The organism is Lentzea nigeriaca (assembly GCF_016907955.1).
Classification (GTDB): Bacteria; Actinomycetota; Actinomycetes; order Mycobacteriales; family Pseudonocardiaceae; genus Lentzea; species Lentzea nigeriaca.
The window spans coordinates 204,007-229,972 of the sequence record NZ_JAFBCX010000001.1 but is presented as its reverse complement, the minus strand read 5'-3'; the positions used below and the strand labels follow the sequence as shown (position 1 = coordinate 229,972).

Annotated in this window: 10 protein-coding genes and 2 pseudogenes; all 12 read right to left on the bottom strand. The window is 71.7% G+C overall.

From position 1 onward, the window contains the following. Positions 1-24: 24 nt before the first annotated feature. Positions 25-75 (bottom strand): annotated as a pseudogene (locus tag JOD27_RS47360) (polyketide synthase docking domain-containing protein); the annotation flags it as partial. After that, a pseudogene (locus JOD27_RS00860) lies at positions 72-3,170 on the bottom strand (type I polyketide synthase); the annotation flags it as partial. The pseudogenes JOD27_RS47360 and JOD27_RS00860, both read right to left, overlap by 4 nt. A 7-nt stretch (positions 3,171-3,177) precedes the next feature. Further along, positions 3,178-16,014, bottom strand: coding sequence for a type I polyketide synthase (locus JOD27_RS00855; RefSeq protein WP_204760182.1), 12,837 nt, complete (start codon positions 16,012-16,014; stop codon positions 3,178-3,180). A gap of 187 nt (positions 16,015-16,201) precedes the next feature. Next, positions 16,202-19,429, bottom strand: coding sequence for an AfsR/SARP family transcriptional regulator (locus tag JOD27_RS00850; protein ID WP_204760181.1), 3,228 nt, complete (start codon positions 19,427-19,429; stop codon positions 16,202-16,204). 52 nt (positions 19,430-19,481) lie between these two features. Beyond that, positions 19,482-19,652 carry a hypothetical protein gene (locus JOD27_RS00845; RefSeq protein ID WP_204760180.1) on the bottom strand — a complete coding sequence of 57 codons (171 nt, stop codon included), beginning with the start codon at positions 19,650-19,652 and terminating at the stop codon, positions 19,482-19,484. 485 nt (positions 19,653-20,137) lie between these two features. Beyond that, positions 20,138-20,995, bottom strand: a complete 858-nt coding sequence (locus tag JOD27_RS00840) for a shikimate dehydrogenase (RefSeq protein WP_307829795.1) — start codon at positions 20,993-20,995, stop codon at positions 20,138-20,140. Then, a complete protein-coding gene (aroQ, locus tag JOD27_RS00835) occupies positions 20,992-21,456 on the bottom strand; it encodes a type II 3-dehydroquinate dehydratase (protein ID WP_204760178.1) in 465 nt (154 codons plus the stop codon). Before aroQ ends, JOD27_RS00840 begins: the two co-directional genes overlap by 4 nt. A 22-nt stretch (positions 21,457-21,478) precedes the next feature. Further along, positions 21,479-22,837, bottom strand: a complete 1,359-nt coding sequence (locus JOD27_RS00830; RefSeq protein ID WP_204760177.1) for an MFS transporter — start codon at positions 22,835-22,837, stop codon at positions 21,479-21,481. A 51-nt stretch (positions 22,838-22,888) separates the two neighbouring features. Continuing rightward, a complete protein-coding gene (locus JOD27_RS00825; RefSeq protein WP_204760176.1) occupies positions 22,889-23,704 on the bottom strand; it encodes a sugar phosphate isomerase/epimerase family protein in 816 nt (271 codons plus the stop codon). Then, positions 23,701-24,681 carry a VOC family protein gene (locus JOD27_RS46375; protein WP_204760175.1) on the bottom strand — a complete coding sequence of 327 codons (981 nt, stop codon included), beginning with the start codon at positions 24,679-24,681 and terminating at the stop codon, positions 23,701-23,703. The genes JOD27_RS00825 and JOD27_RS46375 overlap by 4 nt, the downstream gene beginning before the upstream one ends. Next, complete coding sequence (locus tag JOD27_RS00815) at positions 24,678-25,115, bottom strand: carboxymuconolactone decarboxylase family protein (RefSeq protein ID WP_204760174.1); 438 nt, start codon at positions 25,113-25,115, stop codon at positions 24,678-24,680. The genes JOD27_RS46375 and JOD27_RS00815 overlap by 4 nt, the downstream gene beginning before the upstream one ends. A gap of 97 nt (positions 25,116-25,212) precedes the next feature. After that, entirely contained in the window at positions 25,213-25,944 is a 732-nt protein-coding gene (locus tag JOD27_RS00810; RefSeq protein ID WP_307829793.1) for an IclR family transcriptional regulator, read from the bottom strand. Positions 25,945-25,966: the final 22 nt, after the last annotated feature.

Below are 25,966 nucleotides of genomic sequence, written 5' to 3'. Positions count from 1 at the left end.
GACGCGGCCGCGGGCTTCGCGCAGGTCGCCGGTGGCGCGCTTGAGGTAGTCCAGGAGCTTCTCTTCGTTCGTCACGACGCGGCACCCAGTTCCTGGTCGAGCAGAGCGAACATCTCGTCGGCGCTGGCGGAGTCCAGATCAGCCGTGGTGCCGGAGCCGGTCGCGATCAGCGTGCGCAGCCTGGTCAGCACCTGGGCGCGGGCCTCGCCGTCCAGGTCGCGCAGGCCCGACTCGACGGCGTCGAGGTGGCGGTCCAGGTCGGTGGCCGATCCCGAGAGCGCGGCCTGCAGGTGCGAGGCCAGCGAGGACACCGTCGGGTGGTCGAACACCACCGTGACCGGCAGCTCCAGCCCGGTGGCGGCGGCGAGCCGGTTGCGCAGCTGGACGGCCGACGCGGAGTCGAGGCCCAGTTCGCGGAACGACCCGGTGAGCTCGACGTCCTCCGGTGTCGCGTGACCGAGCACGGCCGCCGCGGCGGAACGGACGAGCTGCACCAACGACCGTTGCCCTGTCAGGTCCTGCTGAACCTCCGGCTGGGCACCTGCCGCCGGCCCGGCAGTGGTCAGCCAGTAGTTCCGGTGGTCGAACGCGTACGTGGGCAGGTCGATCCGCCGCCCCGCCGGCAGCAACCAGTCGACGCGGACCCCGCGCACCGCGAGCTCGGCCAACGACAGCCGAACCCGTGTGAGACCGCCCTCGCCGCGACGCAACGCCCCGGCGACGGCGGCGTCCGGTGCGGTCTGTTGCATGCCCGGTGTCAGCACGGGATGCGGGCTCAGCTCGACGAACGCGGTCTGCCCCTCGGCCACCAGCATCCGCATCGCCCGGTCGAACAGCACCGGCTCGCGCAGGTTGGTGAACCAGTACCGCGCGTCCAGCCCGGTGGTGTCGAAGACCGAGGCGGTGACCGTCGACACGAACGGGATCTCGGCCGGGCGCGGCCGGATCGGGGCGAGGTCGGTCAGCAGCCGCTCCCGCAGCGAGTCGACCTGCGCCGAGTGGGACGCGTAGTCCACCGGGATCCGCTTGGCGTGCTCACCGCACCGCTCGACCAGCTCGGTCAACGCGTCGGGTTCCCCGGAAACGACGACAGACGCGGCCCCGTTGATCGCGGCGATCGAGATCCCCGGCCGTTCCGCCAGCAGCGTTTCCACCTCGTCAACCGGCAGCCGCAGCGACACCATGCCACCACGACCGGACAGCTCGGCCAACGCCCGGCTGCGCAGCGCCACCACCCGCGCACCGTCCGAAAGGGACAGTGCACCGGCAACGCACGCGGCCGCGATCTCGCCCTGGCTGTGCCCGAGCACAGCCGCCGGGCGAACACCGTGGGACTGCCACAACGCGGCCAGCGACACCATCATCGCCCACAAGGCGGGCTGCACGACGTCGACACGGTCGAGCTCGTCGCCACGACGCAACACGCGCAGCAGGTCGAAGTCGGTGAACGGCGCCAATGCCGCCGCGCACTCCACCAGCCGCGCGGCGAACACCGGTGACGTATCCAACAGCTCCCGCCCCATCCCGGCCCACTGCGAACCCTGGCCCGGAAAGACGAACACCGCGTCCGGTCCCGCATCGGCGACCCCGGTGACGACGGTGGCCGACTCCTCACCGGCCGCGAGCGACGCGAGCGCACGGTCCGGGCCGAGCACGACCGCGCGGTGCTCGAACAAGCTCCGCGAAGCCAGCGAATGCGCGACATCGACCGCACGCTCGTCCACAACGGACAAACGAGCCGCCTGCCCGCGCAACGCGGCCGCACTCCGGGCGGAGAGCACCCAGGGCACGGAGACGTCGTCCGGCCCGAACGACTCCTCGGCCACCGCCGGCGCTTCTTCGAGGATGACGTGGGCATTGGTGCCGCTGACACCGAACGAGGACACCCCGGCACGACGCGGCCGCTCCCCCGCAGCCCACGGCCGTGCCTCGGTCAGCAGCGACACCGCACCCGCCGTCCAGTCCACGTGCGGCGACGGCTCGTCGGCGTGCAACGTCTTCGGCAGCACGCCGTGACGCAAAGCCAGAATCATCTTCAACAGCCCGGCCACCCCGGCCGCGGCCTGCGTGTGCCCGAGGTTCGACTTCACCGAACCGAGCCACAACGGCGATGGCCGGTCCTGGCCGTAGGCCGCCAACAGGGCCTGAGCCTCGATCGGGTCCCCCAACGCGGTGCCGGTGCCGTGCGCCTCGACAGCGTCCACATCGGACGGAGTGAGCCGCGCGTCGGCCAGCGCCGCCGCGATGACCCGCTGCTGGGCCGGACCGTTCGGCGCGGTGAGCCCGTTCGACGCGCCGTCCGAGTTCACCGCCGAGCCGCGCACCACGGCCAGCACGGGGTGCCCGTTCCGAATCGCGTCCGAAAGCCGTTCCAGCACCAGGACACCGGCGCCCTCGGCGAACCCGGTCCCGTCCGCTCCGGAGCCGAACGCCTTGCAGCGCCCGTCGGCGGAAAGCCCGCCCTGGCGGGAGAACTCGACGAACACCGACGGCGTGGCCAGCACCGTCGCCCCGCCCGCGAGCGCGAGCGTGCACTCGCCGCGGCGCAGCGACTGCACCGCGAGGTGCACGGCGACCAGCGACGACGAGCAGGCGGTGTCGAGCGTCAGCGCCGGGCCCTCGAAGCCGAACGTGTAGGCGACCCGGCCCGACGCCAGCGACCCGGACGTCCCCATCAGCACCCGGCCGGCGAGGTCGGCGTCGGCCGCGCCGGTGCCGTAGTCCTGGTACATCGTTCCGGCGAACACGCCCGTCTTGCTGCCGCGCAACGACACCGGGTCGATGCCCGCACGCTCGATCGCCTCCCACGAGACTTCGAGCAGCAGGCGGTGCTGGGGATCGGTGACCTCGGCCGCGGCCGGGGAGATGCCGAAGAACCCGGCGTCGAACGCGCCCGGCTCGGCGAGGAACCCGCCGTGGCGGGTGCTGGAGTGCCCAGGCGCGTCCGGCCGGTGCAGCGCGTCGACGTCCCAGCCTCGGTCGGACGGGAACTCGGTGATCGCGTCGGTGCCGTCGGCGAGCAGCCGCCACAGGTCCTCCGGCGTCGTGACGCCGCCGGGGTACCGGCAGCCGGCGCCGATGATCGCGATCGGCTCCTCCGCCGCCTTCAGCCGCTCCCGCGCCTGGTGCAGTTCGACGGTGACCCAGCGCAGGTTCTCGAGCACCCGGTCGTCGTGCTCAGCCATGGTTGCCCAGCTCCTTGGAGATGAAGTCGAGAAGTTCGTCGGCGGAGGCCGTCCGCAGCCGCAGCGCCGGGTCGTCCGGCACGGGCTCCGGGCGCCGCAGCCGGGCCCCCAGCGCGTCCAGCCGAGCCGCCACCGCCGCCAGCACCGCATCGTCCACAGTGGACTCTGCCAGCGCCGCCTCCAGCCGGTCCACGTGGTCGAGCACCACCGGCCGCGCCGGTTCGGACACCAGCCCGCGCTCCAGGTGCGCGGCGACGGCGGCCGGCGTCGGGTGGTCGAACACCAGCGTCGCGGGCAACCGCACGCCGGTCGCCGCGGTGAGCCGGTTGCGCAGCTCGACCGCCGTCAGCGAGTCGAACCCGATCTCGGCGAACGGCTGGCCGGGATCGATCGCGGCCGTCCCCCGATGCCCGAGCACCGCCGCGACCTCGCCGCGCACCAGCTCCAGCAGCACCTTCGGCAGCTCGGCCGCGGGCACCTCGCTCAACCGGATCTGATTCTTGGCAGCGGTCACCGGCGAGCGCACCAGCCCGCGCAGCAACGGCGGAACCTCACCGAGCCGCGCCGCGGACGTCTCCAGCCGCACCGGGAACAGCACCGCGTCCCCGGCCGCCCAGGCCGCGTCGAACAGGTCGAGCCCCTGACGGTTCGACAACGGCAGCACACCCGTGCGCCCCAGCCGCCCGAGGTCCGTGCGGTCGAGCCCGCTGGTCATCGTGCTGGCCTCCGCCCACAGCCCCCAGCCCAGCGACACGGCGGGCAGGCCGAGGTTCCGGCGATGCCGTGCCAGCGCGTCGAGGTACGCGTTGGCCGCCGCGTAGTTGGCCTGCCCCGCCGTGCCGAGGGTGCCCGCGACCGACGAGAACAGCACGAAGCTGCGCAACGGCAGGTCCGCGGTGAGCTCGTGCAGGTGCCGCGCGGCGTCGACCTTCGGCCGCAGCACGGTGTCGAGCAGATCCGGCGTCACAGCGGTGAAAGTCGCGTCGGCCAGAACGCCGGCGGCGTGCACGACCGACGTCAACGGACGTTCGACTCCGGCGATCACCTCGGCGAGCCGTGCGCGGTCAGCGGCGTCCGCGGCGACGACTTGAGCCGCCGCACCGAGTTCCGCGAGTTCGGCGACGAGCCCGGCCGCACCCTCGGCGTCCGCCCCACGACGGCTCAGCAGAAGCAGGTGCCGGGCGCCGTGTGCGAGCACGAGGTGCTTCGCGACGAGTCGCCCCAACGTGCCCAGTGCTCCGGTGATGAGCACGGTCCCATCCGGGTCGAGCAACGGTTCGGTGGCAGCGCGGACTTCCGCGCGGGCCAGCGCCGGGATGTAGGCCGTGCCCGCGCGCAACGCCAGCTGTCCTTCGCCGGTACCGAGAGCGGCCGGCAGTGCTTCCAGTGACCGCGGGTCGTCGTCGAGGTCGGCCAGGACGATCCGGCCGGGGTGCTCGGCCTGTGCCGACCGCAGCAGCCCCCACACCGCCGCGCCAGCGAGGTCGGTGGCGTCATCGCCGGTCGCGTGGCGCGTCAGCACGACCAGGCGCTCGTCGCCCGGACGATCCAGCCACTCGCGCACGTGGTCCAGCTGCTCGAGGAGAACCTCGCGAACATCACCAGTGCCCGCGGGCACGACGACGTCGGCCTGCGACGGCACCCCGGTGATCTCCACCGGCTGCCATGCGAGCCGGTACAACGAGTTCGACCCGGCGGCGAGCTGCGCGGGCGAGAACGGCCGCAGCGTCAACGCGTCCGCGGTGAGCACCGGCCGGCCGTGCTCGTCGTCGACCGCGAGCGACACCGTGTCCGGCCCCGCGGGCGAAAGCCTCGCGCGCAGCCGCTGACCACCAGTGCCATGAGCGGTCACGCCAGACCAGGTGAACGGCAGCCGCGGCGCGTCGTCAGCGAAGAACCCACCCAGCCGGACAGCCTGAGCAGCGGCATCGAGCAACGCCGGGTGCACGACGAAGGCACCGGCATCAGCCTCGATTTCGACCTCCGCGTAGACCGAGTCCCCAGACCTCCACGCCCGCCGCAACCCCTGGAACGCGGGCCCGTAGTCGAACCCGTCCTCGGCCGCGGCGACGTAGAACTTCTCGACGTCCACCTCGACCGCACCCACCGGCGGCCACTCCAGCGACGGTCGAGCCTTCGACGCGGCGGCGATGGTGCCGGACGCGTGCCGGGTCCACGGCGCGTCACCGTCCTCGGCACGGGCGTGCACCCGCAGCTCACGCCCCTCCGCAACCGTGACCTGCACCAGCACGGCACCGTGACGCGGCAGCACGAGCGGCGCCTCGACGGTCAGGTCCTCGACGGCCAGGCCGGCCTCGCGCGCGGCGTGCAGGGCGAGATCGAGGAACGCGGTGCCCGGCAACAAAGGTGTGTCCAGCACGGCGTGGTCGCCGAGCCACGGCAGCGTCCGCAACGACAGCCTGCCGGTGAACAGCCGGACGTCCGGGTCGGCGAGCCGGGTCGACGCGGTCAGCAGCGGGTGCCCCGCGGCGTCGAGCCCCAATCCGGTGACACCCGGCACCGTCTCCGGAGCGTCGAGCCAGAACCGCTCGCGCTGGAACGGATACGCGGGCAGCACCGCCGCGGGACCGGCGGGCAACGCCCAGTCGACCTGCACACCGTGCACGTGTGCCTCGCCGACGGCGTTCAGCACGCGAGCCAGGTCACCGTCGTTCCGCTTCAAAGTCCCCACTGCGACGGCGGTGTCGGACACGTCGTCGAACGACTCGGCGAGCGCGCTGACGAGCACCGGGTGCGGGCTGCACTCGACGAACACGTCGTGGCCAGCGGCCAGCAGCGTCTCGGTGGTGCGCGCGAACTCGACCGGCTGTCGCAGGTTGCGGTACCAGTAAGCGGCATCGAGGTCCGCGGTGTCCGTCTGCGAGGCCGTCACGGTCGAGTAGAACGGGATCGCGGCCGAACGAGGTCGCACCGGTGCCAGCACGCGGGCCAGCTCGTCCTCGATCAGCTCCACGTGCGCCGAGTGCGAGGCGTAGTCGACGGCGATCCGCCGCATCCGCACGTCACCGGCACCGGCCAGCAACTCGTCGAGGGCGTCGGCGTCACCGGACACCACGGTGGACGACGCTCCGTTCGCCGCCGCGACCGAGAGCCGCTCGCCCCACGGCCCGATCAGCTCGGCAGCCCGCTCCACCGGAACGGCAACGGACACCATGCCGCCACGCCCGGAGAGCGCGAGCAAAGCCTTGCTGCGCAGCGCGACCACCCGAGCACCGTCCTCGACGGACAGCGCACCCGCGACCACGGCGGCGGCGATCTCGCCCTGGGAGTGACCCACGACGGCCGCGGGTTCGACCCCGTGCGAACGCCACACCTCGGCCAGCGACACCATCATCGCCCACAACGCCGGCTGCACCACGTCCACCCGAGCCAACGCGTCGGCGTCGTCGAGCACGTCCAGCAGATTCCAGTCCACAAAGGACGCGAGCGCGCCCGCGCACTCCGCCATCCGCGCCGCGAACACCGGGGACGAGCCGAGCAGCGAACGCCCCATGCCCGCCCATTGCGCGCCCTGACCGGGGAACACGAACACGACCCGCCGACCGGCCCGAGCCACCCCCGCACCACTGCCCTGCTCGGCCAGCGCGGTGAGACCCGCGCGAAGGTCACCCGCGACGACAGCGCGGTGCTCGAACCGCGACCGCGTCACCAGCGCACGTGCGACACCGGCGACATCGCCGTCGGCCAACGACAGGAGCTGACGCGCCCGGTCCCGCAGCGCCGTTTCGGTCCTGGCCGACAGCACCCACGGCACCGGCTCCTGCACCACCGGAGCCGGTGCCGGCGCCGGAACGCCTTCCAGGATCACGTGAGCGTTGGTGCCGCTGATCCCGAACGACGACACCGCCGCACGCCGCGGCCGCGCGACCGAGGGCCACCCGGAGTTCGAGGTCAGCAGCTCCACCGCGCCCGAGGCCCAGTCGACGTGCGGCGACGGCTCGTCGACGTGCAGCGTCTTCGGCAGCACACCGTGCCGCATCGCCTGCACCATCTTGATGACCGCGCCGACACCGGCGGCGGCCTGGGCGTGCCCGATGTTCGACTTGAGCGATCCCAGCAGCAGCGGACCGTCCGAGCGGTCCTGGCCGTAGGTCGCCAGCAGGGCCTGTGCCTCGATCGGGTCACCGAGCGGCGTGCCGGTACCGTGCGCCTCGACCACATCGACGTCCGAAGTGGACAGACCGGCGGCCGCGAGCGCCTGGCGGATCACGCGTTGCTGGGAAGGCCCGTTCGGAGCGGTGAGGCCGTTGGAGGCGCCGTCGGAGTTGATCGCGGACCCGCGCAGCACCGCGAGCACCGGGTGCCCGTTGCGGCGCGCGTCGGAAAGGCGTTCCAGCAGCACCATTCCGGCACCTTCCGCCCAGGCGGTGCCATCGGCCGCCGCCGCGAACGGCTTGCACCGACCATCCGGCGCCAACGCACGCTGACGGCTGAACTCGACGAACGAGCCCGGCGTGGCCATCACGGCGACACCGCCAGCGAGGGCGAGCGAGCACTCACCCGCACGCAACGCCTGTGCGGCCAGGTGAAGCGCCACCAACGACGACGAACACGCCGTGTCGACCGTGACCGCGGGACCTTCGAAACCGAAGGTGTAGGAGACGCGACCGGAGACGACGCTGCCGGAACCGCCGGTGAACGAGTACCCCTCGGCCTCCTCCGGCAGCGGGGCCAGACGCGCGGTGTAGTCGTGGTACATCGCACCCGCGAACACACCGGTGCGGCTGCCCCTCAGGGCGTGCGGATCGATCCCCGCGTTCTCCAAGGCCTCCCAGGAGGTTTCGAGCAAAAGCCGCTGCTGCGGGTCCATGGCGACGGCCTCACGCGGGCTGATGCCGAAGAACTCCGCGTCGAACAGGCCCGCGTCGTGCAGGAACCCGCCGCGCGTCGTGTACGTGCGGCCGGGGCGGTCGGGATCGGCGTCGTAGAGCGCCTCGACGTCCCAGCCGCGGTCGGAGGGGAACTCGGTGATGGCGTCCCGGCCGTCGACGACCAGCCGCCACAGTTCGTCCGGAGTCGTCACCCCACCTGGGAAGCGGCACGCCATGGCGACGATCGCGATCGGATCGCCGGAGACCTCGGCTGGCGCGGCGGAGTCCGCGCTCTCGGCGGGACCGGCCAGCTCCTCGTGCAGGCGGTCCACCACCGCGGCAGGGGTCGGGTGGTCGAACAACAGCGTGACGGGCAGCCGCAACCCGGTGGCGGCCGCGAGCCGGTTGCGGAACTCGACCGAGGTCAGCGAGTCGAACCCGATCTCCTTGAACGCGCGGTCCGGCGCGGTGGCCGCCGGGTTCGCGAGCCCCAGCACGGCCGCGATCTCACCGCGCACGAGCTCGGTCAGCGCCTCCCGCGACATCGTCCCGCTCGTCCGGACCTTCGTGCTGCCCGCGCGCAGGCGGACGAGACTCCGCAGCATCGGCGGCACCGCGCCCGCGGCCCGCAACCCGGCCTCGTCGAGCCGCAACGGCACCAGCACGGCGTCCTCGGCACCACGGCACCGGTCGAACAGGTCGAGTCCGTCCGAGGTCGGCAGCGCGCCGACACCGGTGCGGGACATCCGAATCCGGTCCTGGGCGGCGAGCCCGCCACCCATGCCGCCCGCGGTCTCCCACAGACCCCAAGCCAGCGCGGTGCCCGGAAGTCCCGCAGCACGCCGATGTTGCGCCAACGCGTCGAGGAACGTGTTGGCGGCCGCGTAGTTCGCCTGCCCCGCCGTGCCCAGGGTGCCCGCGACCGAGGAGAACACCACGAACTCGGCGAGGTCGGAGGTCAGCTCGTGCAGGTGCCAGGCGGCGTCCACCTTGGCCCGCAGCACGTCGTCGAGCTGCTCGACCGACAGTGCTTCCACAGGACCGTCGGCAAGAACACCGGCCACGTGCACCACAGCGGTCAGCGGGCGCGAAAGCCCGTCCAGCAACGCCTTGAGCGCGTCGCGGTCGGCGACGTCGCAGGCCGCCACCGTGACGCTCTCTCCCAACTCCGCGACCAGGTCGTCGGCCCGGCCGCGGCGACTGACGAGCAGCAGGTGCCGGTATCCCTGACCTGCCAACCTCCTGGCCAGCTCACGACCGAGCCCACCGGTGGCGCCGGTGATCAGCACGATGCCGTCCGGGTCCGCGGCCGGCGCCACGTCCGGCACGGTGGCCCGGACGAGCCGCGGCACGAACACCGCACCGTCGCGGTGCGCGACCTCCGGTTCGCCGGTGGCCGCCGCAGCGGCGATCTCGCCCGGCGTCAGCTCATCTTCGGTCTCCAGCAGCACGAACCGGCCGGGGTGCTCGGTCTGCGCCGAACGGACCAGGCCGCGCACGGTCGCGTGCGCGAGCTCGCTGATCACGAAGACGAGCCGGGCACCGTAGAACCGGGGATCGGCGAGCCACGCGCGGACAAGCCCCAACGCGTGTGCTGCAGCGGCATGCGCCTGCTCCGGCACCGGACCGGAGCCGGTTTCCGGCCGCACAGCGACGAAGTCGGGCACCTCGACGAGCGCATCGAGGTCAGCGGTCACCACACAGCCCGACGAGGTTTCCGCAGCGGGCACCGGCGTCCACGTGATCCGGTAAAGATCGTCCTGGGCGACCATGGCCGTCAACTGGTCAGACGTGACCGGCCGCAGCACGAGCGCGCCGACAGAGGCGACCGGCGCACCCGCGGCATCCACAATGGACAGAGAGAAGCCATCGGCAACCGGGGTGTACCGGACGCGGATCGTGCTCGCACCGGTGGCGTGCAGACGGACGTCGTTCCAGGTGAACGGGATCCGCCCCGCACCGACCGGGTCGCCGAACGCGACGACCTGCACCGCACCGTCCAGCAGCGCCGGGTGCAGCCCGTAGCCCGCGGCCTCGGCCACGCGATGCTCCGGCAACGAGACCTCGGCGAACAGCTCGTCGCCCCGCCGCCACAGCGCGCGCAGGCACCGGAACTCAGGCCCGTAGGCGAACCCGGCCTCGGCGATCTCGTCGTACCGACCGGTGAGGTCGGCCTGCTCGGCATCCGCGGGCGGCCAGACCTCCGAGGACGACGGCACCTCGCCGCCGGCCGAGACGAACCCGGCCGCGTGCCGGGTCCAGCCCGCGGTCACCGAAGGCTGGTCGGGCCGCGACGACACGACGATCGTGCGCCGGCCGGACCGGTCCGGCGCACCGAGTGCGACCTGGAGCTGGACCCGGCCGTCGGCGGGCAGCACGAGCGGCGTCTCCTGGACGAGCTCGTCGAGCCGGTCGCAGCCCGCCTGCCCGGCCGCGAGCAGCGCCAGCTCCACGAACGCGCTGCCGGGCAACAGGTTCGCGCCCAGCACCACGTGCTCGGCCAGCCACGGCTGCGTCCGCACGGACAGCACACCGGTGAACAGCACGCCATCGGTACCCGCGATCTCCGCGCCACCGCCGAGCAACGGATGCCCGGTCGGAGTGAGCCCGGCGGCCGCGACATCAGCGCGCAACGAGCGCGGCGGCAGCCAGAACCGCTGCCGTTCGAACGCGTACGTCGGCAGATCGACAGGAGAAGCCCCTGGCACAACCGCCGACCAGTCGACGTCCACACCGCGCACGGCCACCCCGGCCAAGGCGGTGAGCACGGACTGGAAGTCGTCGCGCTCGGCCCACAACGTCGGAAGGACCGCGAAGTCGCCCTCCGGCAGGCAGTCCCTGGCCATCGCGCTCAGCACGCCGCCCGGACCGATCTCGACGAACGTGGTGACGCCTGCCTCGACCAGGTTGCCCACCGCAGCCGCGAACCGGACGGTGTCGCGCACGTGCCGGACCCAGTGGCCGGCGGTGCAGGGATCTCCGTCGGTCACCAGCGGGATCCGCGCCGGGCGATAGGTGACCGACTCGGCGACCTCGCGGAACGCGTCGAGCATCCCGTCCATCAGGGGCGAGTGGAAGGCGTGGCTGACGTTGAGCCGTCGCGTCCGGCGACCGCGTTCCGCGAAATGCGTGGCAATGCTCGTAACCGCCTCTTCGGCACCGGCGACGACGACAGAGGTCGGCCCGTTCACCGCGGCGAGCGAAACCTGGTCGCTCAGCAGCGGACCGACCTCGTCCTCGGTCGCCTCCACCGCGGTCATCGCGCCCTCGGCCGGCAACGCGGCCATCAGCGCGCCCCGAGCCGCGACGAGCCGGGCGGCGTCGGCCAGGTCGAGGATTCCGGCGAGGTGCGCGGCGGCGAGCTCGCCGATCGAGTGGCCGGCGAGGAAGTCCGGCCGGACGCCCCAGTGCTCGAACAGCCGGAACAACGCCACCTCGACGGCGAAGAGCGCGGGCTGGGTGTAGCGGGTGTCGTCGAGCGGCGCCGAGTCCTCCGCGGACATCACCGTCCGCAGTGGACGGTCCAGGTGCGGGTCGAGCGCGGCGAACACGTCGTCGAGCGCGGCCGCGAACGGCGGGCAGGTCTCGTACAGGTCGTGCGCCATCCGAGCACGCTGAGAACCCTGGCCGGTGCAGAGGAACGCGAGTGCGCCATGGGTTGCCTGCCCGATGCCGGTTCCGCGCTCCGCCAACGCTTCCAGCGCGGACAGGTACCCGTCGCGATCGGCGGCGACGAGACCGGCCCTGTGCTCGAACCGGGTCCGCGCGGCCAGCGTCACGGCGACACCGGCGAGCGGCAGGTCCGGTCGGGCGACCAGGTGGTCCCGCAGCCGCCGGGCCTGAGCAGCGAGTGCGTCCTTCGTCTTCGCGCTGAGCAGCCACGGCGCCAGGTCGTCTCCGGCCGCGGCGCCCGCATCGACCGCGGGTGCCTCCTCCAGCACCGCGTGCGCGTTGGTACCGCTGATCCCGAACGACGACACGGCCGCCCGGCGGACCCGGTCCCCGGCCGGCCACGCGACGGGCTCGGTCAGCAGCCGGATGTCCCCCGCGGACCAGTCCACGTGCGGCGACGGCACCTCCGCGTGCAAGGTCTTCGGCACGACACCGTGCCGCAACGCCAGCACCAGCTTCAGCACACCGCCGATGCCGGCGGCGGCCTGCGCGTGCCCGATGTTCGACTTCAGCGACCCCAGCCACAGCGGGGTCTCCCGGTCCTGGCCGTAGGTCGCGAGCAGAGCTCCCGCCTCGATCGGGTCGCCGAGCACGGTCCCGGTGCCGTGCGCCTCGACGACATCGACGTCCGAAGCGGTGAGACCGGCGTCGGCCAGGGCCTGGCGGATCACCTTGCGCTGAGCGGGACCGCTGGGCGCGGTCAGGCCGTTGGACGCGCCGTCGGAGTTCACCGCGGTGCCGCGGACCACTGCCAGCACGGGATGCCCGTGGCGACGCGCGTCGGACAGCCGCTCCAGCAGCACGACACCCACGCCTTCCGCCCAGCCGGTACCGGAAGCGTCGGCGGAGAACGCACGGCAGCGGCCGTCGTCGGAAAGGCCGCCCTGCTTGGCGAACTCGACGAACATCCCCGGCCCGGACATCACGGCCACACCACCGGCGAACGCGAGCCCGCACTCCCCCGTGCGCAGCGATCGCACGGCCATGTGCAGCGCCACCAACGAAGACGAGCACGCGGTGTCCACGGTGACGGCCGGGCCTTCGAGCCCGAAGACGTGCGCGACGCGGCCCGAGATCAGGCTCGTCGTCGTACCGGTGAGCAGGTGCCCCTCGGACATCTCGGCGGCCTCGTGCAACCGCGGGCCGTATTCGTGCTGGGTGGCACCGAGGAAGACACCGTCACGGTGACCGCGAACGGTTTCCGGCCGGATGCCGGCGCGTTCGTAGGCCTCCCACACGGCCTGCAGCACCAGCCGCTGCTGGGGATCCATCGAGAGGGCTTCGCGTGGGCTGATGCCGAAGAACGCGGGATCGAACTCGGCCGCACCGCTGAGGAACCCGCCGTCGCGGACCGCCGCGCTGTCCCAGCCTCGGTCGGCAGGCGGCGGGCCCACCGCGTCCCGCCCCTCGGCGACCAGCCGCCACAGATCCTCAGGGCTCTCGACATCACCGGGAAACCGGCAGGCCATGGCGATCACGGCAATGGGTTCGTCCGACGTCCCGGACACCACGGGTGCCTCGGTCTCGGTCTCGCCGACCAGGTGCGCGGCCACCGCCTCGGGCGTGGGGTGGTCGAACAGCAGCGTCGCCGGGAGCGTGCGGCCGGTCGCCTCCGCGAGCCGGTCGCGCAGTTCGAGGCCGGTCAGCGAGTCGACGCCCAGGTCGCGGAACGTCCTGGCCGGGTCGACGTCGGTCGGGGAGCGGTGCTCGAGGACGGCCGCGACCTCGGCGAGGACGAGGTCCAGCTGGCCGACGAGATCACTGATGCCGAGTGCGGGTTCCACCCGCACCTCGTGGCGCTCCCGCGGCTGGTCCGACAGCCAGTAGGTCTCCCGCTGGAACGGGTAGGTCGGCAGTTCCACCCGGTTTCCGTGCCACGCGGCGAAAACCGCGCCCCACTCGACCTCACGACCGGTCACGTGCAGTGCCGCCAACGCCCGCAACAGCGCGGCGGTCTCGGACCGGGCACCGCGTTGAGCCGGAACGACCTCGGCCCCGGTGACCGTCGCGCGGGCCTGCTCGGTGAGCACCCCGCCCGGGCCGATCTCGACGAAGTCCGTGACCCCACCGGCTTCCAGAGTGCGCACGGCGTCGGCGAACCGGACGGCCTCACGGGCCTGACGCACCCAGTACCCCGCGGTCCCCAGCTCGGTCGCGAGAAGTCCGGTGACCGTCGACACCACAGGCAGCTGTGGGTCCGAATAGGACACTTCACCGGCGATCCGGCCGAACTCCGCCAGCATCGGCTCGATCCGGGCGGAGTGGAACGCGTGGCTGACAGTGAGCCGCTTGGTCCGATGCCCCCGCGCGGCCAGTTCCTCCGCAGCGGCAAGGACCGCGTCCTCGTCACCGGACAGCACCACAGCCGCAGGCCCGTTCACCGCGGCAAGCGAAACCTGGTCGCCCAACAGCGGACGGACATCCTCCTCAGCAGCCTCCACCGCGACCATCGCGCCGCCGGCGGGCAACGCCTGCATCAAAGAACTGCGAGCGGCAACCAGCTTCGCTGCGTCGGAGAGCGAGAACACCCCGGCGACATGTGCCGCCACCAGCTCACCGACCGAGTGCCCCGCCACGAAGTCCGGCCGCACCCCGGCACTCTCGAACAGCCGGAAGAGAGCCAGCTCGAAGGCGAACAGGCCGGGCTGGGTGTACTCGGTGCGGTGGAGGTCGTCTCCGTCCTCACGAACGACCTCGGCGACCGGCCGGTCGAGCAGCCCGTCGAACGCCGCGCACGCGGCGGTGAAAGCCTCCGCGAACACCGGGAAGTCCGACGCGAGCTCCACACCCATCCCGGCACGCTGGCTGCCCTGACCGCTGAACAGGAACGCGAGCGAGCCGCGCGGGGAAACCCGGCCGCGGACGATCTCGTGCGCTCGCCCACCACCGGCCAGGGTGTCCAGGCCGCGCGACAACGCCTCGTGGTCGCGACCGACGACAACAGCCCGGTGCTCGTGATGCTTCCGGCCCACCGCCAAGGAGAACCCGGTGTTCACCGCATCCATTTCGGACGCCCGAAGCCGGGCAGCCTGGTCACGCAGAGCTTCCGGCGTGCGAGCCGACAGCAACCAGGGAAGCGCGGTCGGCACAGCAGCGGCCGCGTGCTCCCTCGCCGGAGCCTCCCGCACGACGACGTGGCAGTTCGTGCCGCCCATGCCGAACGACGAAACGCCCGCGACGAGCGGTGCATCGGGTTCAGGCCAGTCCGCCAACGTCGTCTGCACCCGCAGCCCCAGATCCCGCACCACCGGATTGGGCGTCTCGAACCCGAGGCTGGCCGGCAGCTTCCTGTTGCGCAGTGCGAGAACGACCTTGACCAGCCCCGTGACACCAGCAGCAGCCTCGGTATGACCCACGTTCGTCTTCGCGGAACCCACGACCACCGACCGGCCGAAGACCTGCCCCAGCGCCGCGGCCTCGATCGGGTCACCGGCCTTGGTACCGGTCCCGTGCAGCTCGACGTACTGCACGTCCCGCAGCGAGATCCCGGCGCGGTCGTAAGCCAGCCGCAGCACTTCAGCCTGTGCGTCGGCGTCCGGAGCGGTGAGTCCAGCCCCGCCACCGTCGTTGCCCACCGCACTGCCCGCGATCACCGCGTGCACGAGATCACCGTCGGCGAGCGCCTGGTCGAGGGGCTTGAGGACGACGGCCGCGCCGCCCTCACCGCGCACGAATCCGTTGGCGTGCAAGTCGAAGACGCGAGCGGTCCCGTCCGGCGACAGACCGCCGAAGCGTTCGGCCAGGACTGCGCCCTCCGGCACGAGGTTGAGGTGCACACCACCGGCGACGGCGACCGCGCACTCCCCCCGCAGCAGGCTTTCCACGGCCTGGTGCACGGCGACCAGCGACGACGACTGCCCGGAGTCGACGACAAAACTCGGCCCGCGCAGCCCCAAGGCGTAAGAGACGCGGTTCGCGATCAGACCACGCCGGACACCCGCCATGGAGTGCTGCGTGACGGCGTCCTCACCCGCGCGGTCGAGCAGGGTGGCGTAGTCGTCGGACGCCGCGCCGATGAAGACACCGGTCCGCGCGCACGGCCTGATCCCGGCGTTCTCCACGGCCTCCCAGGCGAGTTCGAGCATCAGCCGCTGCTGCGGGTCGATCGCGGCGGCCTCTCGCGGCGAGATTCCGAAGAACGCCGGGTCGAAGTCGGCGACCCGGTCGAGATAGCCGGCGGGTGGCGCACCGGGGACGGTGGCCCGGCCGGTGGGCGGCTCGCCGATCGCGCGACGACCGTCGCGCAGCAAGGCCCAGAAGCCGGCCGGGTCCTCCGCCGAGGGCAGCCGGCAGGACAGGCCGATGATCGCGATCCCCTGCGGCATGAGCCCTCCTCGCCGTTGTGCCCTCGGTATCTCCGAAAGCTAGGAAGGACGGCTTGCCGCTCGCTTCCACCAACTTCCCCGCACCTGAAAGTGACTCCTCGCAACGGAAGTGATGCGTTCCGTGACGTACCGGAGAGCCGAGAAGGGGCGGCCCGAACGTGCTCGGACCGCCCCGTTTCCCGCGACCTCAGAACTGTGCGAGCGCCTCCCGGGCACGGCGTTCCAGCGCCGGCAGGCCCTCGGCGAGCGTCAGCCCCTCCGCGCACAGACCCTGCGCGACGCCCCGGTCGCCCAGACCCGCCTGCGCCCGCGCCAGTGCCAGCAGGCAGTGCACCTCGATCTGCCGCAACCTGTCGTTCCGCGCCAGCTGCAACGCTTCGGCGCCGACCAGCAGCACCTCGTCGTGGTCACCGCGGGTGCCTAGAACCGTCGCCATCCCGGAGAGCGCTTCCGCCACGTGCCAGGGCGAACCCCAGTGCCGTGCCACGTCGACGGCTTCCTGTTGGTGGCGCACCGCCGACTCCGTCTCGCCGAGTGCCGCCTCAGCGGCGGCCAGTGCGTTGAGCGCCCCGACCTCGGTCTCGCGGTTCTGCTCGTGGCGGGCGATCTCCAGTCCCTGCGACGCCTGTGCGCGCCCCTGCGCGAAGTCGCCGAGATCGTTCGACACGAGGCTCAGCCCGCACAACGCCGAAGCTTGGCCGTACGGATGGGAAAGCGCCAGGTGCTGCTCGAACGCCTTGGTCAGAGAACGCCGTGCGCCGGGCAGATCGTCCTGCAACCGTTGCACGAGCCCGATCCCGACGAGCACCGCGGCCGTGCCGAGCTGGTAGTGCTCGGCGGCCGCGAGCTCCAGTGCCTCGTCCAGGCAGGCACGGGCCGCGCCGAGCGCGCTCCGCTGCCGGTGCACCGAGGCGAGGTTGTTGAGCGCGATCATCTGCCCCAGCCGGTGGCCGGACGACCGTTGCAGCGCCAGCGCACCCTCGAACTGCTCGGCCGCCAGGTCGAACCGGCACGCCACGCGCAACGCGATGGCCGACGCGTTGAGCGCGGAGGCCTTGCCCTCCGGCCAGTCGACCTTCTCGAACACGCGCAGTGCCTCGGTCATCCACTCGATCGCCTGCTCGTGGCGTTCCCGGTGGACGAACGCCAGCCCGATGCTCTGCGCCGTGACCGCCTCCACCGCGGGGACGTGGTGCCGGCGCGCGGCGGCCAGGACCGTGGTCGCGAGTTCGACCCATTCCACCCGCCGGCCGCGGTGGTAGAACAGCGCGCGCACGGCGTCCGCGAGGTACCACGCGACCGGGTACGGCCCTTCGGTCACGGCCTGCGTGACGACGGCGGACAGGTTCTCGTGTTCGGCTTCGAGCCAGGCCGCGGCCTCGGCCGAGTCCGCGAAGGAGATCGGGTTGTCCGGCACCACGACGGGTTCGCGCGGCAGCCGGGTCTCGTGCTTGCGGCCGAACCTGCGCTCGGCCGCGTCGGCACCGGAGAGGTACCGCGCGATGAACCGCTGCCACGCCTGGGCCCGCGACTGGGCCGGCTCGTCCGCGCAGGCCTGCCGAAGCGCATAGGCCCGCAACAGGTCGTGCAGCCGGTAACGACCGATCACGTGCTGCTCGACGAGGTGCGCGGCGGCGAGCTGACGCAGCTGACGCACCACCACGTCGACCGGGTCACCGGTGAGCGCCGCGGCACCGGAGGCGGTGAAGTCGGGACAGGAGACCAGGCCCAGCAACCGGAACAGCCGCCGCAGCTCCGGCGCGAGCGCCTCGTAGGAGACCGCGAACGCCCGCGTCACCGCGCTCTCGTCGGCGTCGTCGAGGATCAGCTCGTTGAGCCGGTCGCCCTTGGCCAGGCCCGCGGTCATCGCCGCGACCGTGCTGTCCGGGCTCGTCGCGATGTTCGCGGCGGCGATGCGCAGCGCCAGCGGCAGATGCCCGCACAACCGCGCGAGCTCGCCCGCGGCCTCAGCCTCGGCGGCCATCCGTCCCTGCCCGAGCAGCCCTCCGAGCAGGGCCCGCGAGTCCTCGTCGGTGAGCGGCCCCAGACCGAGCGAGAACGCACCGAGCTCGGCCACCAGCCGCCCGAGCCGATGCCGGCTGGTGACCAGCACAGTTCCCGTGGGCGGCAGCAGCGGCAGCACTTGCTCGGCGCTCCGCGCGTTGTCGAGCACCAGCAACACCCGGCGATCCGCGAGCAGCGACCGGTAGAGCCCGGCCTGCGCGTCGACCTCCTCCGGAACCCGTTGCGGGTCGACGCCGAGCGCGCGCAACAGCTGGGCCAGCGCCACCGTCGGCTCCATGGGCTCGCGGTCGGCGTCGAACCCGCGCAGGTTCACGTACAGCTGCCCGTCAGGAAACTGATCCCGCACGCGATGGGACCAGTGCAGCGCCAACGCGGTCTTGCCGACACCGGGAATGCCGTGCACGACCCACACGTCCGACGTGCGGTCAGCCCCCCAGGAAGCGAGCTGCCGATCCAGCCGCGCCAGCTGCTCGGTCCGCCCGGCAAACCCGCGCACGTCCCGGGGCAGCTCTGCGGGCGGCGGCGGTGCGACGACCTCGAACGCCTGCGGGGCAACGGTCTCCGGCTCGTCGCCATCACCCTGAAGCACCTGCACGTGCATGGCACGCAGCCGCTTGCCCGGCTCGACCCCGAGCTCGGCATCGAGACGCTCGCGGGTCTCGTGGTAAACCTCCAACGCCTCCGGCGTCCGCCCGGACCGCTGCAGCGCCAGCATCAGCTGTTCCTGCAGCCGCTCCCCGAACGGGTACTCGTTGACGTACCGACGCAGCTCCTGCAACACGTGCGTGTGCCGCCCGATCGCGAGCTCGGCGTCGAACAACGTCTCAAGCGCCGCCATCCTCTGCTCCGCGAGCACCTGACCGCTGCGCCGAACAAGCATGTCGGTGGTACCGCCCAACGGCGGCCCCTGCCACAACTCGAGCACAGCGCGCAGCCGGTCAACGCCGAGGCGCGGCTCGCCACACCCGATGAGCCGCCCGGCATCCTTGGTGATGTCGTCGAAAACCTCGACGTCCAACTCACCGGCGCCGACCTCGATCAGGTACCCGGGCTCGCGCCGCACGATCACCTCACGGCCGAGCAACTTCCGCAGCTCCCAAACCCGAACCTGCAACTGCCCCCGAGCACTGGCCGGCGGCCGGTCCTCCCACAACAGGTCGATGAGCTGGTCCTCGGACACGACCTGATTGGCGTTGAGCAACAACGCCGCCAGCACAGTCCGCTGCTTGGGCCCACCAAGCCGAGCCGGCCCATCAGCCCCAACCACCGCAACCGGCCCCAGCAACCGGTACTTGAGGTCCGCGAACGCCGGAATCGTCAACACCGGCGCGCGCCGACCAGGCATGTGCGGGACGAGTGACCTGTGGGAAATGCTGTGGTCGACCGTCATCGGCCACCTCCCCTGCAATTCCATTCCCTGGTGATGTACTCCCTTGGTCCGCTCAAGCGCGCTGAACCCGCACGCTCGAACGCGAACACACCAGCAACAGCACCGCCAGACCCGCCGACACGACAGGCACACCAGGGTCCACATCGGGCAGTGCGGCCTCGACCGCGGGAACGGTCTCCGTGTTCCACATGATCAGCAGATTGACCAGGAACACCAACGACATTCCGACCAAAGTCCAGTTGCGAGCATCGTCTCGCAGACGTGCGAAGGCGGCGGGGCTATCCATGCGGGCGATCCTCACCAGCCCCGCTGACACGGCGCTGACACCCCCGAGCCCTCCTGCAAGCGCGAAGCCGGCCCGTCCACTCAGTTCCGGATCGCTCCACAGCCGCGATCAGCGAACTCTTCGAATCCAGCCCTCAGGCCAAATAATTGAAACTTCAAAGGCCGGCAAACGAGTGTGATGCAGCTCGCCCACCGGGCGCCCGCACACGCCACCAACCGTGATCAGTACAGTACACAGGGCAACCCAGGTCGGCCGACCCGCCGTCTCCTCATCACGAAACGCCGGATGCGGCTCGCCCGCCTCAAGCCGTTGACTGCCGTTGAGTGGCGTTGCACGCCGTTCGGCGACGTTCAACTCCCTGCGGTGCTCCGCTTTCGCTCCAAGCCCTCCAGTTGAGCCACACCCTGACCTGCCCCACCCGTTCAACGACGCAGCAGTTCGGCCAGGTGACGGAGCATCCGGCTCGCGTCCGGTGCCAGACCGGTGAAGAGGCGCATCGCCTCCGCGGCTTGGTGGACGACCATGCGGCCCCCGCTGAGATGCCGGGCCCCGATGGCGCGGGCGTTGCGGAGGAGTTCGGTTTCCATCGGCATATAGACGATCTCGGCGACCCACAGGTCCGGGCGGAGCAGGCGCGCTTCGAGTGGCAGTCCGGGATGTGCCGCCATGCCGGTCGGGGTCGCATGCACCAGGCCGTCCGCCGAACGGAGGCGCTTGGCGGCATCGCCTGGGTGCCCGGCCACGGCTCGTCCGCTCCCGAAGCGGGCGGTGAGCGCGGCGGCGAGAGCATCCGCCCGCCCCGCCTCGACGTCGAGCACGTCGAGGCGGGCCGTGCCGAGCGAAAGGAGGGCGTGCGCGGCGGCCGCACCCGCACCACCGGCGCCGAGGAGCACGACGTGTTCGCACGCGACCTCCGGCAGGCCCTCGAGGAAACCCTCGCGGAAACCCTGCCAGTCGGTGTTGTGCCCGGTCATCCCGTCCTCGTCGAGAACGACGGTGTTCACCGCCCCGATCGCCTCGGCATCGGGCGAGAGCCGGTCGAGGTGCCCGATCACGAGCTGTTTGCACGGGTGGGTGATGTTGAGCCCGCGATACCCCTCGTCGCGAGCACGCCGGAGCAGCTTCGGGATGTCCTCGGCAGTCGTGCCGAGGACATCGAGGTCCCAGAGCCGGTACCGATAGGAGACGCCGAGGGCGGCGGCCTCGCGTTCGTGGAGCGCGGGCGAGAAGGACGGTCCTATGCCGCGGCCGATCAGACCGACTCGCAGCGGGGCGTTCACACCGCGCTCCTCGCGTCGTGGAGCCGCAGTGCCCGGTCGAGGCATTCGACCCCGTACACGTATCCCCGGATCCCCGCTCCGACGATGACGGCTTCGGCGATGTCGGAGATGTAGGAACGGTGCCGGAACTCCTCCCTCTTGTGCACATTGCTGATGTGCACCTCGACGACCGGCAGCTCAGTGGCGAGCAGCGCGTCCCGCAGGGCCACCGAGGTGTGCGTGAACGCACCGGGGTTGAGGACGACGCCATCGGTGCCGCCACGTGCCTCGTGCAGCCGGTCGATCAGCGCGCCCTCCCAGTTGCTCTGGAAGAAGTCGGCCTCGTAGCCGAGTTCCTCGGCCCTGCCACCGGCGATCCGCTCGACGTCGGCGAGGGTGTCGACGCCGTAGAGCCCTGGCTCGCGGGTGCCGAGCAGGTTGAGGTTCGGACCGTTCATGATCAGGAGACGGCCGTGCCGCATGGTGGAACCTTTCCGAAGGGACTCAGGGGATGCTGGGCGCGACCGGCGCGGGCGTGGTGAGGCCGGAAGTGCGGGAAGCACGTCCGAGCTCCCGCAGCGGAACGTGCGCCGTCTCCCGGCCGGCGAACGCGGCCGCGGCGGCGATCAGGCAGAGCGTGGCGAGCAGCACCGCGATCGACAGCCAGCCATAGGTCCCGGTGCCGATCAGGATCGCGGCCACCGACGGCAGGAAACCGAGGGCGAGGTTGGCGAACTGGGTGGAGACGGCCAGCCCGGTGTAGCGGACCCTTGCGTCGAACATCTCCGCGTACATGGCCGGCCAGACGGCGTTCGGCGCCGCGTAGCAGACCGAGCTGAGCAGCACCGATGCCGCGGCGACCAGCACCCAGTTCGACGTGGTGAGCGCAGCGAAGTAGGCGAAGACCGACACCGCGCAGCCCACTGCTCCAACCGCGAACACCGGGCGGCGGCCGATCCGGTCGGACAGCTTCGCCCACATCGGGATCGTGGCGACCTGGACGAGGTTGGCGATCACGATCGTCCACAGCATCGACGACCGCGCGATGTGCCACGTGTTCACCGCGTAGGCGAGCCCGAACACGGTGACGGCGGTGGAGATGGTGCCGTAGAAGTGGCAGAGCACGATCCGCAGGAACGACCGCCAGTAGTGCCGGACGAAGACTCCCAGCGGGAACTTGACGACCTCGTGCTCCTGCTTGAGCTGCTCGAAGGCGGGCGGTTCGTCGAGGGTCCGGCGCACGACCATCGCGACGACCACCATGATCGCGCTGGCCCAGAACGGGATCCGCCAGCCCCAGCTGTAGAGGGCGGACTCGGGCAGCGCGGCGACCGGGATGAACACGAGCGTCGCGACGACGAGACCGGCCTGCGTGCCGGAGAGCGTGAAGCTGGTGAAGAACGCCCTCCTGCCTTCTGGCGAGTGCTCCAGCGTCATCGAGCTCGCGCCGCTCTGCTCACCGGCGGCGGACAGGCCCTGTGCGATCCGCAGGACCACGAGCAGGACCGGCGCGGCCACGCCGATGGTGTCGTAGCCGGGCAGGCAGCCGATGGCGAACGTCGAGCCACCCATCAGCGCGAGGGTGAAGATCAGGACTCGTTTGCGGCCGATCCGGTCGCCGAAGTGACCGAGGAAGAACGATCCGATCGGGCGGGCGACGTAGGCCACGGCGAAGGTCGCGAGTGCGGCCAGCGTACCTGCCGCGGCGCTGGCGCCAGGGAAGAAGACGCGGCCGAACACCAGCGCCGAGGCCGATCCGTAGATGAAGAAGTCGTAGTACTCCACCAGGCTGCCGAGGAAGGACGCCAGTGCGGCCTTGCCCGGTGTCTGTCCTGGTTTTCCGGTTTCCTGGGCATGCGACACGAAACACTCCTTTGTGTTCGAGGTGTCGAGCGATTCGGCGGGGAATGCCGTTCAGCGGCCGTTCAGGATCGCGATCGAGGCGTCGTGGGCCAGGCGCGCGGCCTCCTCGACGGGCAGCTCCCGGAAACCGGGATAGTTGACCTCCACCGAGTACGGGCCGGTGTAGGCCGCCGAATGAAGGGCGCCGACCAGCTCCCGCACCGGAAGTTCGCCCTTGCCGGGCAACCACCGCGTGGTGCGTGCCCGGTGCAGCATTTCGGGATCGTCCCTGCGCGTCAGGGGACCGTCGTTGAGCTGGACGCCGGCGATTTCGTGCGGGTCGACGTCGTGGAGCAGAGCGACGTCCGCGCCGGTGGCGAACCAGTGCCAGACATCGATCATGAGCCCGGCATTGGCGGCACCGCTGCGCCGCACGATCTCCAGCGCCGTCGGGTAGTCGGAGATCGCGCCCCAGGCGAAGGCCTCGACGGCAAGGGTGATGCCGTGCGGCGCGAGCCTGTTCGCGAGCACCGCGAGACTCTCCGCCGCGCGGCCCGGATCGGCGGGCCCGGCCGCGAACTCCCCGGACGTGACCCGAAGCGGCCCGGCGACCTGGGCCACCTCGATGAGCAGCTCCTCGGACGGCGACGGCACCTCCAGGTCCTCGGCGAGGACCCAGCCGCCGAGGAACTCGGCCTCGGTGACGGCCACCGCCGGATCCCCGAGCACGGCCGCGCCACCGGTGCGAGCCAGATCCGCGAGCTGCACCCCGATCCCGGTGAACCCGGCAATCGCTGCCGCGGCCGCACGGCCGGCGAACGAGGTACGGGCGGGATCGGTGAACCCTCCCCCGTGCAGAGTGACGTAGCTCGCCGTCAGCCCGGTCATGCGGTCACCTCGGCACCGGCCGGCACGTACGGGGGTGTGGCGTGGCTGTGGAAGGACTCGGGCACCGGCATGCCCCAGGCGGTCCCCCTGCCCTGCGACTCCGTGTCCCAGGTGACGGTCTCGAAGTCCGGCGAGAAGATGTGGATGCCACCGGTGAAGACCTCGATGCGGTTGCCACCCGGCTCGTAGACGTAGAGGAAGAAGCCCTGGGTGCGCGAGTGCTTGGCGGGGCCGAACTCGATGAAGACGTCGTTCTCGAGGAAGATGTCCGCCGCGCGGATCACGTCCGAGGTCTCCGGGACCGAGTAGGCGAGGTGGTGCAGGCGGCCCTGTGTGGGCGCGGGCTCCTTCGTCAGGGCCAGGTCGTGGGCCTTGGTCATGACCGACAGCCAGGCGCCGACCTCGTCCCTCCCCGCCGGGACGAGCCGCTCACGCAGTTTGAACCCGAGCGTCTCCTGCTGGAAGCGCGAGGCCGCGGCGACATCGGGGACCAGCAGGTTGATGTGGTCGATGTGCGCTGCCGCGGCGCCCCGCGGGGCGAACTTCTGCGGCTGGTTGGGCAGGGCCGGTGTGGTGTCCGGGGTGGGCACGTACTTCTCGGTGTCGAAGTAGATCTCCTGGAGATGCCCGCCGACGCCGACGAACCGGTACGCCGCACCGTGCCCGAAGTCGCCGTCGTGCCACCAACCCCGCACGCCGTGTTCCTCCAGCGCCGCGACACGCCGGTGCAGCGCCTGAGGGCTCGTCGCCCGCCAGGCGAGGTGGCCCAGACCGGGTTCGTCGTGGGCGGTGAGAGTCAGTGAGGACAGGACGTCGTCGTTCCAGGCCCGCAGGTGCGCGGCCCCTGGCGTCTCGCCGACGAGAGTGAGCCCGTAGATCTCGGTGAAGAACGCGACCGATGCCGCGAGGTCCGGGGTGTGGAGCTCGGTGTGCCCGAGCTGCGCGATGTCGTAGACCGGTTCCGGGTGGTCGATCACCGGGTCGTCCCCTCTTCCGCCGCCGCCTTGGCCTCCAGCTCCGCGACACCGTCCAGGATGGACGGTGCGTGGTTCGCGATCGACACGCCACCGAACAGGTAGGCGAGGTCGATCGCGGCCTGGAGCTCCTCCCAGCTCGCACCGGCCCGCCGCGCGGCGTGGCCGTGGATCTTCGCCGCGTCCCGCAGCTGGACCGAGAGCACGGCGAACAGGATGAGCTGCACCGTTTTCTGGTCCAGCACCTCGGTGTAGGTCACCAGGTTCCGGACCTTCTCCTGCGCCAGCAGGAGCTCCGGGTTCGTCCGGCCGAGCCGCTCGAACCGGGCCTGGATCCGGGGCGGGACGAAGCCCGCCATCTCGCGGTAGGTCCCGAGGTAACGGTCGATCTCCGCCTGCTGTTCCGCCGAGGGCCCGGGGCTGGCAGTGCTTGTCATCGCTGGCCTTTCCCGTCGTTGGTGTGGCTACTGTCACAGCCGGCACCGCTTCGGAAGAAGGCCGCGTTCCCGCTGAACGGGAACGCTCGCCGCGATGTCATCCGCGCCGGCTGACCTGCCGGTCACGCAGGGCCCGGGAGATGGAGATGGCCGCGGTCCGGACCGCGAGCGCCAGCCGGTCGGGGCGCCCGCCTGCGGTGTGCAGAACGACATCCAGCGCGGCGACGACCTCACCCGACGCGTCACGGATGGGCGCGGCGACCGACAGCGAGCCGATCGTGAGCTCCTCGTAGGCGAACGCCATGCCGGTGTCCCGGACTTCGTCGAGCACGCGGGCGAGGCGGCCGGGTTCGACGATGGTGTGCCGGGTGAACCGGGGCAGTTCCCCGCTCAGCACGCGGGCGCGCAGGTCGTCCGGCGCGTAGGCGAGCAGCACCTTGCCGACACCGGTGGCGTGCAGGGGAAGCCGGCCGCCGCGCCGGGACTTGACCGGGAGCGCGTCCGGGCCGTGGATCTTGTCGAGGTAGAGCGCCTGGGTGTCCTGCCGGACTGCCAGGTGCACGTTCTCCTTGGTGCCCTCGTAGAGGTCCTGCATCATGGGAAGGGCGACATCGCGCAGCGACTCGCCGCGCGGAGCGAGCGAGCCGAGCTCCCACATCCGCAGCCCGATCCGGTACCCGGCCCCCTCGCACCGCTCGAGCCCGCCCCATTCCACCAGCTCGGTGACCAGCCGGTGCGCGGTCGACAGCGGCAGCCCCGTGCGCGCGCTGAGCTCGTTGAGGGTCAGCTCCGGCGAATCAGGGCCGAACGCGTCGAGAAGAGCGACCACCTTGCTGGTGACAGAACGTCCA

What these genes read in the sequence shown, in the direction of transcription:
- JOD27_RS00855 (WP_204760182.1), bottom strand. Translation starts at nt 16,014, where the DNA reads ATGCCGCAGGGGATCGCGATCATCGGCCTGTCCTGCCGGCTGCCCTCG.
- JOD27_RS00850 (WP_204760181.1), bottom strand. Translation starts at nt 19,429, where the DNA reads ATGACGGTCGACCACAGCATTTCCCACAGGTCACTCGTCCCGCACATG.
- JOD27_RS00845 (WP_204760180.1), bottom strand. Translation starts at nt 19,652, where the DNA reads ATGTCGTTGGTGTTCCTGGTCAATCTGCTGATCATGTGGAACACGGAG.
- aroQ (WP_204760178.1), bottom strand. Translation starts at nt 21,456, where the DNA reads ATGCGGCACGGCCGTCTCCTGATCATGAACGGTCCGAACCTCAACCTG.
- JOD27_RS00825 (WP_204760176.1), bottom strand. Translation starts at nt 23,704, where the DNA reads ATGACCGGGCTGACGGCGAGCTACGTCACTCTGCACGGGGGAGGGTTC.
- JOD27_RS00815 (WP_204760174.1), bottom strand. Translation starts at nt 25,115, where the DNA reads ATGACAAGCACTGCCAGCCCCGGGCCCTCGGCGGAACAGCAGGCGGAG.